This is a genomic window from Catenulispora sp. EB89, from assembly GCF_041261445.1.
Taxonomy (GTDB): Bacteria; Actinomycetota; Actinomycetes; order Streptomycetales; family Catenulisporaceae; genus Catenulispora.
On sequence record NZ_JBGCCU010000033.1, the window covers coordinates 13,989 to 29,228 of the forward strand.

Below are 15,240 nucleotides of genomic sequence, written 5' to 3' on the forward strand. Positions count from 1 at the left end.
GATCCTGGCTAGCCGTTCGCGACCACGGCGCCGATGATGCGCGCGTAAGCCGCCTCGCCGGACTGGTTCGGGTGCAGCGGCGCGGCCAGCGACAGCGGCACGAAGCCCTCGACCCAGCGCGAGCCCTCGCCCTGGCACGAGTCGTGCCCGGCGCTCGGCGTGCGCACGTCGACGTAGGTCGCGCCGTTGGCGGCGGCGGTCGTGGCGATGGTGCTGTTCAGGTAGTCGACCTCGCTCTGCAGCCAGGTGGCGTCCGAGCCGAGCAGCGGTTCGACCGGCCAGCAGCCGCCGGCCTTGATGTAGAGCCCGTATCCGGTGACCAGGACGCGGGCCTGCGGGGAGCGCTGGTGGATGCCGGCCAGGACGGCGGCCAGCTTCGGGGCGAAGGCGTCCGTGCGCGCGGCCACTGAGTCGACGCCGTTGACCACGTACTTGCCCTCGCAGGGTGCGGCGAAGGGGTTCAGCTGCTCGCAGTTCTGCGCGACGCCGACCAGGCCGACGTCGTTGCCGCCGATGGTGAGCGTCACCAGGGTGGTGTCCGGGGTCAGGGCGTCGAACTGGGGCGGCGCGGTGCCGGCGGACACCCCGGCGATCGACAGCGGCTGCGGGTTCGTCATGTGGAACGTGCTGGCGCCGCTGCACGTCACGTCGCGCAGGACCGGGATGCCGAGCGCGGCGGCCATGTCGTGCGCGTAGTTGTGGGTGGAGCGGGCGCAGGCGAGCTCGCCGGTCGGGTTCGGGATCAGCGGCCCGGAGGCCATCGAGTCGCCGAGTGCGACGTAGACCTGCGGGATCGCGCCGGCCTGGGCCGTGCCCGAGGTGGCGGCGGTGGCGAAGACCGCGCCGAGCAGAGCGCAGAGCCCTGCGGCGGCCTTGACGGTGCGAGACGCTTTCACGGTAGGTAGTCCTCCGGGCTTCTGCACGCTGGGGGGTTGGACGCTGTCGTCTGTCATCATGCAGACTCTTCGGGCACTGATTAACTGGACGGTGACCCAGACTTCAGCGAGGGATTCTGTGACGCGTCACAAAGGCGTTGAGGATCCGGACGCGCGTCAAGGCGGTGCGGATGAACGGCGGCTGACGGCTGCGGGACCGCCCGACGCGCTGCGCATCGGAGGCCGGCCGGTCGCCGCCGACCTGCGCGCCATGGCGCCGGACCTGTCGCGCCGCGTCCTGGCCCGCCTGCTCGACGAGCTGCCGGTCTACGCGACGCTGCCGAGCGAGGAAGTCGCCGGGGACATCGCCGAGATCGTGCAGCAGTCGGTGCGGATGTTCGCCGACGCGGTCGAGGCGCGGCGCGTCCCGGACGAGACCGAGCTGGCCGCTCAGCGCCGGTCGGCCCAGCGCCGCGCCGAGGAAGGCGTGCCGCTGGACGCGATCCTGGCGGCGTACCAGCTCGGCATCTCCATGGTGTGGTCGCAGGTGTCAGCCGGTGCCACACCCGCGGATCACACCGACCTGCGCGAGCTGCTGGAGATGCTGCTGGACATCCAGCGCCGGATCCTGTGCTCGGTCACGGAAAGCTACCTGGCCGCGCGGCGCGCGATCGACAGCGAGGAACACAGCGGCCGGCACGCATTAATGGCGGCGTTACTTTCCGGGACGGAGCCGGACGGGACCGCGCAAGCGGCACCGCGCTATGCCGTGTTGACGCTGCATCTCGAACGCCATCCCGACGAGGACGCGGCCGCTCCCGGGGTAGCGGCGCGTCGAAAGATCCGGCGCGTACGGGAGGCGTTGGACGCGTTCGCGCAGCAGCCTTGCCTGACCGCGTTCCGGTCGGATCGTGGCACGGTCCTGATGCCGCTCGACGACGACGCGGCCGTCCTGAACCACGACGAACTACGAACCCTGATCACCGACGCGGCCGACGTCGCCGGGGCTCCGTTGACGGCGGCGGTCGCGGTCGCCGACGTCGCGGAGGTGCCGACCGCGGTCGCGCACACGGCCGAGATCGTCGATCTGGCGCGGGCGACGAAGCGTCCGCCGGGGTTGTACCGGCTTGCGGACGTGCTGCTGGACTACCAGCTCAGCCGGCCGTCGGCGGCGCTGCCGGCGCTCGCGGCGCGGCTGGAGCCGCTGGCGGGCAAGCCGGAGTTGCTGGCGACCTTGCAGACGTACCTGAACCTGGACCGCGACCGCCGGACGACGGCCGTCGCGCTGCATGTCCACCCCAACACCGTCGACTACCGGCTGCGCCGTATCAGTGAGCTGACGGGGTTGTCGGCACACCGCACCGAGGACCTGGGCGAACTGCACGCGTCGCTGGTCGCGCGGCAGGCGCTCGGCGAGCGCTCGTAGCGGCGGCACGCCGGCGACTCAGCACGGAGCACTACAGGGCCTTATGGGGGAATTATCCGTCCATCAGGCATTCATCCACCGTCCCCGGGAATCCGCTGGAAGTGATCAAAGGACTTTCTCGCAAGCTCAGAGCCCTCGCCGTCGCGACCGTCCTCGCCCTGGTCGGCGTCACGCTCTCGGCGGCGCCCGCCGCCGCGGCGGGCAAGGTCGTCTACATCACGTTCGACGACGGGCCCAGCCTCTACACGCCGCAGGTCCTCAGGATCCTGGCGCAGTACGGGGTGCACGCCACGTTCTTCGAGGTGGGCCAGAACGTGGCCGCGCACCCGGCGGCGACCTCGCAGGTCTACCGGCAGGGCAACAGCGTGCAGAACCACACCTGGTCCCACCCCGACCTGCGGAAGCTGTCGGCCTCGCAGTTCGCCTACCAGGTGAGCGCCACCGACCGGCAGATCCGCGCGCACACCGGCTACCGCCCCTGCTGCCTGCGGCCGCCGTACGGCGCGGTGAACGCCGGCGTGCGGTCGCGGGCGTCGGCACTGGGCAAGAAGATCGCGCTGTGGACGGTCGACCCGCGCGACTGGTCGCGCCCCGGCACCGCCGCGATCCGGAACCGGGTGCTCAGCCAGGTCCGGCCGGGGTCGGTGGTGCTGATGCACGACGGCGGCGGGGACCGCAGCCAGACCGTCGCGGCGCTCGGCGGGATCCTCAAGACCCTGAAGGCGCGGGGATACACCTTTGCGATCTGGGCCCGCTGAACGCCTGACAAGCCATCGGGTCTGCCGCGACGGTACGAGAGTCTGTCAGACCCCTGTGTCGATCAGACTCACCAGGTGGTCCCCCGCCAGATCCAGCGCTGCCCGGCACGAAGCATCGTCGCCCTCGTTCAGCCACAGCAGCGTCATCCCGTCCATGACCGAGATCAGGTAGCGCGCGATGACCGGCGTCGGCGCCTTCCACCCCACGTCCAGCGACTCGATCAGCGTCGAGGCCGCCGCGATGTACGCCTCGTACTGCCGCTTCGCGATCGTCGCGAGCCCGGGATGGCGGAGCGCGTACTGCGTCAGTTCGTAAGTGACCCGGTGCTCCCCCGGGTTGGCGACCACGTGGCTCCAGTACGTCTCCAGCGCCGAGCGCACCTTGTCCTCGGCGCTGCCGTCGCCGACGAGGACCTCGACCGCGAGGTCGAGGGTGTGCGCGGTGATGGTCTCGATGACGTTCTCCAGGAGTTCCTGCTTGGAGCGGAAGCTGTAGTGGAACGTGGCCAGCGCCATGCCGGCCTCCGCGACGATCGACCGCGTGGTGGCCTTGGCCACGCCGTCGCGCACCATCACCCGGATCGCCGCCTCGACGAGGAGTTCACGGCGTTCGTCGACGGCTATTCGCGGCATGCGGTGATCCATCCCTATGTGCTCGGGCCCCGACCGGCCTCGCCCGGACCGCGAGGCGGTCCGGGCGAGGCCAGGTGGGGTTTCAGTGGTGCTGGTCCTGGTGGTTACAGGGCGTAGACCTGGAACTGGTACAGAGAGTAACCCCAACCGGTGCCGCGTTGGACGCCCTGCATCCGTACATAGCGCGCGGTGGTGGCCGGGAACCGGTCGACTTCCTGGCCGCCGTGGCCGGTGGTCGTGGAGTAGACGGTCTGCCAGTTCTTGCCGTCGGTGGAGACCTCGATGTTGTACGCCTTGCCGTACGCGGCCTCCCAGTTGAGCATCACGCGTCCGACCTGGCGGACCGAGCCGAGGTCCACCTGCAGCCACTCGTTGTCGTCCCAGTTGCTGGCCCAGCGGTTGGCGCCGTTGCCGGTGATCGCGTTGCTCGCCGGATACCCCGACTGGCTGCTGGAGGCGGTCGCGGTGCTCGTCGTCGCCAGGTCGGCGACGTTCGAACCACGGTGCGCCGGGTACTGCACGACCTGCTGGAACGTCGGGCGGTTCTGCCAGTTGCTCTGGTTGTCGGTGATGCCGCCCAGCGGGTGCTGCTGGATGGAGTCGGCGCACCACTGGTCGCCGGCGGAGCACACGGAGTCGGCCGGGTAGACGGAGCTCGCCGGGGTGGCGATCGCCGTGGACAGCGCGGACAGCAGGGCCGTGCGGCACTGCGTCAGGTTGCCGCCGCCGCAGTAGCTCTGCGCCAGCGGGCCCTGGACCGACTGTCCGAGGACCGAGCGCAGGTCCTTGTCGACGTAGGAGTACCAGCCGGACTGGAACGACGAGCCCTTGTGCGACACGCCGGCCTCGGAGCCGCCGTACGGCGAGTCGTCGACCGGGAGCACGCCGGTCATCGCCGAGTACAGGTCGGCGCCCATGCCGGGCTGGAACTCGGCCTGCACCAGCAGCGGCCACCAGGCGTCCATGATGCGGATGGCGTCGGAGTCGGCGTAGGTCTTGCTGCCGGCCGAGGTCTCCTTGCGCTTGGCGCCGTCAGTGAGCCAGGTCTTCAGCTCGGCCACGGCACTGGCCTGTGTCGGATCCGTCGGCGTGCCGATGACCTGCAGGATCTCCGGCAGCAGCTTCTCACCGCGCAGGTCGGTGAGGGCCGCGTCCTCCATCGCCTGGGCCAGCGAGGCCCGGGTGACCTTGGTGCCGGAGTTGATCAGGCCCTGGATGCGCTCGTCGAGCAGGTTGCTGCGGTAGATCGAGCCGTCGCCGAAGCCGGAGGTGGTGTAGTTCAGCGCGATCTTGTTGTTCCACGACTCGTAGTAGTTCTGGTCGATGGAGTTCGGATGCGACGCGAACGGCGTGTTGGAGACCGTGTTCGTACTCGGATCCCAGTTCAGCCACTGGTGCGCGGCGTCCGCGGCGATCGGCAGGTTCGGGTCGTCGTTGGCCGGCCGCGTCGGGTTCAGGCCCGAGTTGTAGTACGCCGTGTGCTGGGAGTCGACGTAGAACCAGTTGAACGTGTAGGTGATGTTCGAGGCCGCCTGCTGGAAGCCGGCCGGGTCGGTCACCACGCTCGGATCGTTGAACATCTGGAAGCCGACGATGGTGTCGACCTCGTGTTGGTACGTCGAGCGCAGCGAGGTGTACGCGACGGGTTTACCGCCGACCGTGGCGCGCGCCTGCACGATGCCGAAGTTGGTCCGGAACGCGATGAGTTTGTACGAACCCGCCGGCGTGCTGTCGGCGATGGTCGGGCTCCAGGAGTCGTCCCGCTCGATCTGCTGCATCGGCGTGCAGACGCCGTTGTACAGGTAGGCGGTGGAGTCCTTGGTGGCCGGCGTGCCGTCGGTGTTGCACAGCGTCACGGCGAAGGTGTCGATGATGTCCTGGCCGGCCGAGGTGGCGCTCCAGGAGTAGTCGGCGCCGCGGCCGAGTTCGACGTAGAAGTTCAGGCCGGCGAAGGCGGCGCCGCGGGCGCTGATGCCAGGGGCCTGAATCTCCTCCAGCATGAGCAGCTGCGGGGCGAAGTAGCCGGTCTGCGGGCCGAACACGGCGACCGGGTTGCCGGTGTCAGTGTACTGACCCGAGACGACCAGGGCGTTGGACATGCCGCGCTTGGTCTGGAACAGACCGGCCGGCAGCACGCCGTTCCCCATCGAGTTCGTCTGCTTGCCCAGCGCCGGGTCGGCCTTGAGGTTGGCCTTGGACGTCGCCGACTTCGCCGCGGCCGCGCCGGTGGCGGTCGTCGCGGCGGTCGTGCTGGACGCGGCCGAGCCGGTGGGGTCGAAGACGATCTGCTGCGGCGTCACCGAGCCCGGGTCGGGCATCGCCACGCCGGAGGGGTTCGCCGGGGTCCCGTTGAACGGGAACGACTGGCCGTTGTGCAGCGTCAGGTTGGCCTCGGGGTCGTTCTCCTCGCGGAAGGAGTTCCAGACCGCGTCGCCCTGCGCCACCCCGTACTTGGCCTCGGCGGCCTCCTTGACCAGCGCGGAGGCGACCTGGTTGCCGCCGCCGGCGCCGAACAGCGCGCCGATGACGGTGCCGATCGCCACCAGGTCGGTGGGCTGGAAGTTCTGGATGCCGTCGCCGGTGAAGATGTTGGCGTTGCCGGTGAGGTCGTACTCGCCCGGGAAGTCGTCGCCGGCTTTCACATCGGCGATGTACTGGTTCAGGCCGGCCAGGTAGTCGGTCATGTCCTGGTAGGCCTGCGCGCCGCGCGGACCGCTGTTCTTCACGCGGTCGACCTGGGCCTGCAGGTCGGGCTCGGTGTAGGCGCCATTGAGGAAGAAGTTCTGCTCCAGCTGCCGGTTCCCGGCCGCGCCGCCGGCGAAGCCGCTCAGCTCGCCGCGGCCGACGTGCCGGAAGACGTCCATCATCCACAGCCGGTCCTGGCCCGCGGCGTATCCGGCCCCGTATTCGGCGCCGGAGCGGGTGGTGCCGTAGATGTGCGGGATGTCCTGCTGGTCGCGGGTGATGGTGACGTCGCTGCGGCCGCCGGGGTTCAGGGTGCTGCTGACCTGGTTGGCCGGGACGCCGAAGGAGGAGTCGTTGAAGAAGTTGCCCAGCGTGCTGTTGGTCAGCCCGGTGTAGCCGTCGACCAGGCTGGCGTACTTGCCGAGCTGGTCGTCGGTGTTCGCCGGCCGGTTGCCGGTGGCCTTGAACCACAGGATCTGCGCGGTCGTGGCGCTGCCGTTCTCGCCGGGCGGCAGGATGTCGTTGCACTGGCCGAGACAGTAGTCGGCGGCGCCGGAGGCGGAGACGGTCGCCGCCTTGGCCCTCACGGCTCCCGCGGAGGCCGCCGAAGCAGTCACCGCCGGAACCGCGAGGGCTCCGCCCACTACCAGCGCGGTCACCGCCGCGGCCATCGTTCGGGCACGGATGTGCATGCTCGGTCTCCTTCCGGGATGTGTGGCGCGGCGCACGCTACTACCGAGTAACACGTTGCGGAAGAGTTTCCGAACGATTGACTGGGACAGTTGACCTGGTTCCGTCACCGCCCCTGATCGTCATCGATGCCTGATAAAGGAGTGGGTCATGAGAAGTACCTGGTGAACGGTCCGGTATCGGCTCCGACACCGTTGTTGAAGGGGTTGTCCAGGTTGTAGATCAGGATCAGCATGAAGCCGATCAAAGCGGCCAGGCCCATCACCATGCCGATGTGGGTGAAGCGTTGTTCGATCCCGTAGATGAAGGTGAGTGCGACGGTCAGCAGACCGCCGAGGATCAGGCCGACCCAGAGCACCGACGGCATGCGTTTCTCGGCGTCGTCCAGCCGTCCGCGGCGTGCGTCGGCCAGGTTGCTGATTTGTGTCGTGGCGTCGGAGAGCACGGCTTGGCGAGCCGGGGTCGCGACGTCGGCGTTCAGGAACGAGGTGCGCAGGGTCGCCAGCAGCTGCCAGCCGTTGTCGCCGACCTCCTTGCCGGAGCGCATGGCCGGCCATTCGGTGTGGACGACGTAGTCGGCGTAGGCCGTGGCCGCCGCCTGGATCTTCTCCTGGTCGGCGGGCAGCATCGAGGCACCCAGCAGGTAGGTCTCGTTCAGGCTGCTCGCCTCGGTCGCCACGTGGCCCTCGGCGCTGTCCTTGTCCTCCCACACCGAGACCAGGGCCAGGGCCAGGATCAGCGCGAACATCACGCCGACCATCATCGTCACGTAGCCCGCGACGTCCTCGCGCTCCTCGTCCTCCTTCCCCGGGAACACCTTGACGCGCACCAAAAGGCCGAGCCCGCCGATGAGGCCGGCCACGGCCACGACGATCAGACCACTGATCACATTGGACATTCGCCGCTCCCGCGGGTCTATTTCCGGCGCGCCGCGAGCACCGCGGCGGCGCCGGCTGCCGGCATCATCATGACGAGGAGGAACAGAGAGGTCTTGACTCCCGGGCGCGGGGGGTGCGCCACAACGGGCTGGGCCGGGATGGCCGTGTGCGACGGGGACGGTGTGGGCGGGGCAGCACGCGGAGACGGAGGCGGCGTGCGGGGCACGGTCTTGATCGGAGTGGGCGTCGGGGTGGGCTTGGGCGTCGGGGTCGGGGTCGGCGTGGGCGTAGGTGTCGGGGGCGGAGGGGGCGGCGTCGACGGCGGCGGGACCGGGGTCGGCGTGGGTGTCGGAGTCGGCGTCGGCGTCGGAGGGGGTGGCGGGGGCGGCAGCGCGACCACGGTGAAGCCGGACGCCGCGGAGGCCGAAAGCGTCGGCGGCGGGACGGTGCCGCCGTCCGAGCCCGCGGTCGAGGTGCGGTCGCTCGCGGAGACCGACAGGGTGCTGCGATGCGGACCGGGAGTCAGATCCACGACGGCGCCGCAATGAGCGACCGCACCGGGAGACAGCCCTGAAGCGGTTCCGGTGCACGTGATCCCGCCTGCCGGGACCAGCGGATCGGACAGCGAGAAGTCGTAGACCGGCAGGTTGCCGGTGTTGGTGACGGTGTAGGCGAAGGTCGCCCGGCCGCCGGTCGCGGTCGGCGTCACCGAGACCGAGTCGGTCGCGGTGATCAGGCCGCCGACGCCGCGGTAGCCCACCGGCGCGGAGACCGACACCGAGCGGTCCCAGTCCCCGCCGTCCCAGTCTCCGCCGAGGTCGTCGGTGCTGACGACGTGGCCGCTACTGCCGCGGTCGCCTTCGTCGAAGGGCCAGCGGCGCCCGTAGTGCCCGGTCGCCGTGACCGTTCCGTCGTGCGCCCCGGCGGTCGCGCTGACCGTCGCGACGCAGACGACGCTGTCGTGCTCTTCCAGTTCCGGGACGTCGGCACCGCCCGTGGGACAGACGATCGTCTCGCCGAGCGCGGCGGCCAGGTGGACGTTCTCGACGTCCCGGTCGCCGGCGTTGGTCAGCCGGTAGACGACACGGACCTGGTTCCCGTTCCTGATCAGCGGATCGGGGGACGCGGGGCGTCCGTTCACCGTGACCGATATCTCCAGGCGCGGGGGATGGCAGTCCGCGTCGGAGAACAGGGCCGACACCGGCAGGGTGCCGAGTAGTGCACACAATATCGAGACAGGGCTCGCCAAAGGGGTCATCGAGGCGCAACGTAGCAATGCGCCATGACCATGACCAGCGGCGGAGCACCTGGCGAAAGTGGCGAAAATTCGAGGGAAGAAGCATCACCGACATATCCGCGAAAGGCGACGCGTTCTCACTCTTTCGGGAATGCCCTCAGGGCATTATTCCGGCGTCGCAGAGTCCAGATACGCCAGCGCCTCGGCCGGCTCGTCGGAGAAGTGCACGAGATCGGCGAGCGGCAGCGGCAGGAAGCCCTCGTCCTCCATGCGGCGGAACTGCTGCTTGAGGCCGTCGTAGAAACCGGCGGTGTTGAGCAGCACGATCGGCTTGGTGGTGCGGCCGTGCTTCTTCAGCTCCAGGATCTCCGTGGCTTCGTCCAGCGTCCCGGTGCCGCCGACCATCACCACTACCGCGTCGGCCTTCTCCAGCAGCAGCTTCTTACGCTCGGCGAGATCCTCGGCGACCACCATCTCGTCGGCATCGGCGCGCACCGAGGCCGACAGGAAGCCGACCGACACCCCGACCAGCCGGCCGCCGCTGGCGCGGACCCCGTCGGCGAGGACCTTCATCAGACCGACGTCCGAACCGCCCCAGACCAGGGTGTGGCCGCCCTTGCCGAGGCGCTCGGCGAAGTCGCGGGCCGGGCCGGTGTAGCGCTCGTCGAGGTCGGCGGCGGAGAGGAAGACGCAGATACGCATGAGATCACCGTACCCGCGGCCGATCACAGCTCGGCGCCGGTCTCAGGCGTCCCGTCCACCCCTTTCGCGTCCAGCAGCCCCAGCCCGGCGGCGATCACACCGGCCTGGAACCGGCTGCGCGCCCCGAAGGTCTCCATCAGCTCGGCGATGTGGCCGCGGCAGGCCCGCACGGACAGGCCCATCCGCTTGGCGATGACGTCGTCCTTGAGGCCGTTGGCCATCAGCGTCAGGATCGAGGACTTGATCTCGGTCACGGCCATGCGCGCGGCCGAGGGGCCGGTCTGGAACGGCGTGCCGAGGTTCCAGGACTGCTCGAACGCCGCGCACAGGTAGGCCAGGATCGAGGGCTCGCGCACGACGATCGCGCCGAACTCGTGGTGGACGTGCGGCAGGAAGGCGGTCCGCTGGTCCACGATGATCATCTGGCCGGGGATCTCCGCGACGGTGCGGATCTGGGAGCCCTCGGCGAGGACGGCTTCGGCGTAGTCCTGGGTCGGGACGTGGAAGCGCGCAGTGTGCTGATACAGGCTGCGCAGCACGATGCCGCGGCGCAGCAGGGCCAGGTCCCGGGGCAGCGCGTCGGCCAGGGCGCGCGGGGGCCGGCCGCCGCCCGGCTGGCAGGCCATGATCTCGCTCTCGCAGGTCGCCGTCAGGTCGCTGATCAGGGCCCGGACAGCATGCATGTCCTCGATGACGTCGACGCCGGGCGAGCCGCCCTCGCGGACGAGCGTGGAGTAGACCGGGGCCAGCGCCGCCAGCCGGGCCCGCAGCCGGTCGGTCCGGTCGCGTTCGGCCAGCAGTTCGCTCTCGGCCTGCCGGTGCGCGCTCTCGCGCGGGCCGACCAGGGCCGCGATGGCCACGTCGGGACTGGCCGCGGCGACCGTGCCGCCGTCCCGGATCAGGACGTGGCGCTCCTCCAGGATCGCGACGGCCCGCCGGCACTCCGCCTCGCTGTGGCCGAGGTCGGCGGCCATGCGCGGCAGGTCCCCGTCGGCCGGCCGCCGCTCGGCGACCACCCAGGCGTAGACGGCCGCCAGGGCGTCTTCCCCGGGTCCGGTTCCGGACGGTCCGTCCATGTTCGTCTTCCTTCCGGTTCTTCCCAGCCACATGGTGAACCATCTGGCCTCTGTCACCGCACACATTCAAGGAATCACTGTCTATGCAGGACCCCGGCCGACCTCTGATCCACCCGGGCGACCGGGTGTGGTGAGGCGGCGGCAGCCGGCCGTCGTCGGGTGGGTGGTGGGACCTCGCCCGGAAGCCTTCGACAGCACTGAACAAGTGTGCTCCATGGCCGGGTCCGAACGGGGCGCCGGTCGACGACCGGCGGCGGGGTTCACGGGGCGAAGATCGCCTTGCACCTGGAATCAGACATTGATGAAAGGACCAGAGATCTCGTGAGAATCACGCACAAAACCCGCCTTCGGGCGGCGCTGGCGGTCGGTGCGATGGCCGTCGGGCTCGTCGCGGCGGCGGTGCCGGCGTACGCCTCGCCCGCCGGCGGTGCGGCCCGGGCCGCGGCCGTCACTCCGGCGGACTCGGCGACTACGTGCACTGACACCTCGACCGTGGACGGCTCGATCGCCGGCTGCATGGCCGCGACGCGTGCCGAGCAGTGGCAGGCCGCCAACGGCGGCACCGGCGTGCCCTACACCGTCGCCACCGACACGACCAGCTTCGGCCACTACCGTGCCGACTGCTCCGGATTCGTGTCCTACGCGCTGGACATCAGCGCCTACTCGCCCACCGATGGCGGCCTGGTCTCGGGCGACATGTACCGGGCCAACGGCTTCAACGACGTCGCCAAGGACAACCTCCAGCAGGGCGACGTGCTCACCAATCCGTCGCAGGGCAGCCAGGGCCACGTCGTGCTGTTCGACCACTGGTCGGACTCGAGCCACAGCGCCTACTGGGGCTTCGAACAGACCGGCCCGACGGGCCACAAGGGTCCGCAGTACCGGCTGATCACCTATCCGTACGACGACCCGAACGCGGGCACCTTCTACCCGCAGCACTACGACAAGCTCGTGCCGCCGACCCAGCCGCCGCCCCCGCCGGCGCAGACCCCGGCCGAGACCGCCGCGAGCTCGACCCTGGTGCACGACGGCTACACCAGCGTCTACTCGGTCGACGCGAGCAACGGCCATCTCCAGGAGACCTACCTGCCGAAGATGGGCGGCAATTGGGCCACGCAGGATTTCTCGGCCAACTTCGGCACGCCCGCAGTGCTCGCGGGCACGCAGCCGGTCGCGGTCTACCACGACGGGTATACGAGCGTTTACACCGTCGACGCTAGCAACCACCACGTCCAGGAGACCTACCTGGACAAGCTCGGCGACAAATGGGCCACCCAGGACCTGACAGCGAACTACGGCACCCCGACGACGACCGTGACGCCGACCACCGTCCTGCACCAGGGCTGGCTGAGCGTGTACACGATCGACGAGAGCAACGGCCATCTCCAGGAGACCTACCTCGACAAGCTCGGGGACCGCTGGTACTCCAAGGACCTCACCACCGCCACCAACGCCCCGGCCTCGGCGAACATCAAGCCGGTCGCCATCATGCACAGTGGCTACACCAGTGTCTACACGGTTGACGCCGGTACCGGCCACGTGCGCGAGAGCTACTTCGCCGCACTCGGCCAGCCGTGGGCGACGCAGGACTTCACCGCCGACTACGGCACCCCGGCGACGACCGTCGCCCCGACCGTGGCGGTGCACCAGGGCTGGACCAGCGTCTACACCCTGGACAGCGCCGGCCAGCTCCAGGAGACCTATCTCGACAAGATCGGCGACCTCTGGCACTCCAAGAACCTCGTGCCCCAGTCCGGCACGCCGGCGGCGAGCCTGGCCACCGCGCCGATCGCGCTCTACCACGGCGGCTACACCAGCGTTTACACCGTCAACGCGAGCAACGGCCACCTCGAAGAGAGCTACTTCAGCCAGCTCGGCGCGCCCTGGACCAGCCAGGACCTGTCGGCCAACTTCGGCACCCCGAACCCGACCGGCGACATCGACGCCCTCGTGCACCCGGACGCCAACCAGAACATGGTCTATGCCAGCGTCTACTCGGTCGACTCCGGCAGCAACCAGGTCCAGGAGACCTATCTGGCGGCCATCGGCCAGAACTGGAGAACCCAGAGCCTGTCCGTCGGCTACAAGACGCCTGCCGCGTCCGCGATCTGACACCGCCACCCGGTAACTAAGGACTCTTCATCATGAGCACCCATCGCAGATATCGAATACCCATAGCCGCGTTCGGCACGGTCCTGCTCGCCGCGACCAGCCTGGCGACCGTGACCGCGGGCTCGGCCGGCGCCGCCACGGCCACCCCGGCGAGCTGGCAGGAGAACGTGGGCCAGGCGCACTCGACCGACGTGAACACCGTCTGGACCGGGCACGCGCTGAGCGTCCGGAACATCCACGCCGGCACCGTGCACGACACTCGCGGCTACGCCCTGGACACGTTCCCCGTGCACGCCCTGTCCACCGCGACGGACTCGCTGACCGTCAAGGCCGACCTGCTCCAGCCGAACGGCTCCAGCGCCGAGGTCGACGTCCGCGGCCAGGCGGCGAACGGCGTGTGGAGCGAGTGGATTCCGGCCGCGGCCACCGGCGCGACCCGGCTGCCCGCCCCGGCCAAGGCCGTGCAGACCCAGGTGACGCTGTACACCGGCACCCAGGGCGCCGCGCCGAGCGTCACCGGAATCACAATCACCGCCGCGCCGGACGTGCTGGCAGCAGCCGCGACTCCGGCGGCCTCGGCCCCGCTGAGCTTCAAGGTGTTCGCCACCGACGAGGGCGACGTCGGCGGGCAGACCACGAGCGGCCACATCATCCAGCCGAACGACCACTTCGTCGCACTGCCGTCCGGGCGAGTGGTGTCCTGGGAAAGCCCGACCGTCTACTCCGTGCAGGTCTGCGGGCCCGCCAAGTGCGTCACCGCCCCGGTCCTGGACAAGGGCCCCTGGAACATCAACGACAACTACTGGGACAGCCCGCGCGACGAGTTCACCGACCTGCCGCAGGGCGAGCCGGAGGCGCAGGCCGCCTACCAGAACGGCTACAACAACGGATACGACGACTACTACGGCAAGAAGATCGCCAACCCGGCGGGCATCGACCTGGCCGACGGCACCTTCTCCGACGTCGGGCTCACCGACAACGGCTACGTCACCGTGACCTACCTGTGGACCAGCGGCGGAGCGACGCCGCCGCCTCCGCCGGCGCAGACCCCGGACGGGACCGCGGCGAGCTCGACCCTGGTGCATGACGGTTACACCAGCGTCTACTCGGTCGACGCGAGCAACGGCCACTTGCAGGAGACGTACCTGCCGAAGATGGGCGGCAATTGGGCCACGCAGGACTTCTCGGCCTTCGGCACTCCCGCAGTGCTCGCGGGCACGCAACCGGTCGCGGTCTACCACAACGGGTATACGAGTGTTTACACCGTCGACGCGAGCAACCATCATGTGCAGGAGACCTACCTGGACAAGCTCGGTGACAAGTGGGCCACTCAAGACCTGACGGCGAACTACGGCACTCCAACGACATCGGTGACGCCCACGACCGTCCTGCACCAGGGCTGGCTGAGCGTGTACACGATCGACGAGAGCAACGGCCACTTGCAGGAGACCTACCTCGACAAGCTCGGCGACCGCTGGTACTCCAAGGATCTCACCACCGCCACCAACGCCCCGGCCTCGGCGAACATCAAGCCGGTCTCGGTCGTCCACGACGGCTACACCAGCGTGTACACCGTGGACGCCGGCACCGGCCACGTGCGCGAGAGCTACTTCGCCGCACTCGGTCAGCCCTGGGCCACCCAGGACTTCACGGCCACCTACGGGACGCCCGCCACGACCGTCGCGCCGACCGTCGCCGTGCACCAAGGCTGGACCAGCGTCTACACCATCGATTCCAACGGTGATCTGCAGGAGACCTACTTGGACAAGATCGGTGACCCCTGGCACTCCAAGGACCTGGTTCCGCAGTCCGGCACGCCGGCCGCGAGCCTTACCACCGCGCCGATCGCGCTCTACCATGATGGATATACGAGCGTTTACACGGTCGACGCGAGCAACGGCCATCTGGAGGAGAGCTACTTCAGCCAACTCGGCGCGCCCTGGACCAGCCAGGACCTGTCGGCCAACTTCGGCACGCCGAACCCGACCGGCAACATCGACGCCCTCGTCCATCCGGACGCCAACCAGGCGATGACCTACGCCAGCGTTTACACGGTCGACTCCGGCAGCAACCAGGTCCAGGAGACCTACCTGGCGGCCATCGGCCAGAACTGGAGAACCCAGAGCCTGTCCGTCGGCTTCAAAACGCCCCCGGCGTCCGCGATCTGA

Annotated in this window: 11 protein-coding genes; 4 read left to right on the top strand and 7 right to left on the bottom strand. The window is 69.4% G+C overall.

Features of this window, described 5'->3' with window-relative positions; all coding sequences use genetic code 11:
• Positions 1-8: 8 nt before the first annotated feature.
• Positions 9-896, bottom strand: coding sequence for an SGNH/GDSL hydrolase family protein (locus ABH920_RS43455; protein ID WP_370355187.1), 888 nt, complete (start codon positions 894-896; stop codon positions 9-11).
• A gap of 118 nt (positions 897-1,014) precedes the next feature.
• Here ABH920_RS43455 and ABH920_RS43460 point away from each other — a divergent pair, with 118 nt between their 5' ends.
• Both ABH920_RS43460 and ABH920_RS43465 read left to right on the top strand, forming a co-directional pair.
• Positions 1,015-2,301 carry a PucR family transcriptional regulator gene (locus tag ABH920_RS43460; RefSeq protein WP_370355188.1) on the top strand — a complete coding sequence of 429 codons (1,287 nt, stop codon included), beginning with the start codon at positions 1,015-1,017 and terminating at the stop codon, positions 2,299-2,301.
• 101 nt (positions 2,302-2,402) lie between these two features.
• Positions 2,403-3,059 (top strand): polysaccharide deacetylase family protein, encoded by a 657-nt coding sequence (locus tag ABH920_RS43465; RefSeq protein ID WP_370355189.1) that lies wholly within the window; start codon positions 2,403-2,405, stop codon positions 3,057-3,059.
• A gap of 45 nt (positions 3,060-3,104) precedes the next feature.
• Here ABH920_RS43465 and ABH920_RS43470 read toward each other — a convergent pair whose 3' ends face one another.
• The 6 genes from ABH920_RS43470 to ABH920_RS43495 form a co-directional block, all read right to left on the bottom strand.
• On the bottom strand, positions 3,105-3,692 hold the full coding sequence (locus ABH920_RS43470) for a TetR/AcrR family transcriptional regulator (protein WP_370355190.1): 588 nt from the start codon (positions 3,690-3,692) through the stop codon (positions 3,105-3,107).
• 104 nt (positions 3,693-3,796) lie between these two features.
• Positions 3,797-7,069 (bottom strand): penicillin acylase family protein, encoded by a 3,273-nt coding sequence (locus tag ABH920_RS43475; RefSeq protein ID WP_370355191.1) that lies wholly within the window; start codon positions 7,067-7,069, stop codon positions 3,797-3,799.
• Positions 7,070-7,215: 146 nt separating this feature from the next.
• The gene (locus ABH920_RS43480) at positions 7,216-7,965 is read right to left on the bottom strand and encodes a DUF4239 domain-containing protein (protein ID WP_370355192.1); all 750 of its coding nucleotides are present in this window, start codon (positions 7,963-7,965) and stop codon (positions 7,216-7,218) included.
• Positions 7,966-7,982: 17 nt separating this feature from the next.
• Positions 7,983-9,203 carry a hypothetical protein gene (locus ABH920_RS43485; RefSeq protein WP_370355193.1) on the bottom strand — a complete coding sequence of 407 codons (1,221 nt, stop codon included), beginning with the start codon at positions 9,201-9,203 and terminating at the stop codon, positions 7,983-7,985.
• Positions 9,204-9,347: 144 nt separating this feature from the next.
• Positions 9,348-9,884 (bottom strand): TIGR00730 family Rossman fold protein, encoded by a 537-nt coding sequence (locus tag ABH920_RS43490; protein ID WP_370355194.1) that lies wholly within the window; start codon positions 9,882-9,884, stop codon positions 9,348-9,350.
• A 23-nt stretch (positions 9,885-9,907) separates the two neighbouring features.
• Positions 9,908-10,960 carry a response regulator transcription factor gene (locus tag ABH920_RS43495; protein WP_370355195.1) on the bottom strand — a complete coding sequence of 351 codons (1,053 nt, stop codon included), beginning with the start codon at positions 10,958-10,960 and terminating at the stop codon, positions 9,908-9,910.
• A 321-nt stretch (positions 10,961-11,281) separates the two neighbouring features.
• Between ABH920_RS43495 and ABH920_RS43500 the strand changes: the two genes are divergently transcribed.
• Both ABH920_RS43500 and ABH920_RS43505 read left to right on the top strand, forming a co-directional pair.
• Complete coding sequence (locus tag ABH920_RS43500) at positions 11,282-13,072, top strand: hypothetical protein (RefSeq protein ID WP_370355196.1); 1,791 nt, start codon at positions 11,282-11,284, stop codon at positions 13,070-13,072.
• A gap of 32 nt (positions 13,073-13,104) precedes the next feature.
• Positions 13,105-15,240 (top strand): hypothetical protein, encoded by a 2,136-nt coding sequence (locus tag ABH920_RS43505; protein ID WP_370355197.1) that lies wholly within the window; start codon positions 13,105-13,107, stop codon positions 15,238-15,240.

Bases quoted from the DNA above. Each gene is read 5' to 3' on its own strand.
- ABH920_RS43470 (WP_370355190.1), bottom strand. From the start codon at position 3,692: ATGCCGCGAATAGCCGTCGACGAACGCCGTGAACTCCTCGTCGAGGCG.
- ABH920_RS43475 (WP_370355191.1), bottom strand. From the start codon at position 7,069: ATGCACATCCGTGCCCGAACGATGGCCGCGGCGGTGACCGCGCTGGTA.
- ABH920_RS43480 (WP_370355192.1), bottom strand. From the start codon at position 7,965: ATGTCCAATGTGATCAGTGGTCTGATCGTCGTGGCCGTGGCCGGCCTC.
- ABH920_RS43485 (WP_370355193.1), bottom strand. From the start codon at position 9,203: ATGACCCCTTTGGCGAGCCCTGTCTCGATATTGTGTGCACTACTCGGC.
- ABH920_RS43490 (WP_370355194.1), bottom strand. From the start codon at position 9,884: ATGCGTATCTGCGTCTTCCTCTCCGCCGCCGACCTCGACGAGCGCTAC.
- ABH920_RS43495 (WP_370355195.1), bottom strand. From the start codon at position 10,960: ATGGACGGACCGTCCGGAACCGGACCCGGGGAAGACGCCCTGGCGGCC.
- ABH920_RS43505 (WP_370355197.1), top strand. From the start codon at position 13,105: ATGAGCACCCATCGCAGATATCGAATACCCATAGCCGCGTTCGGCACG.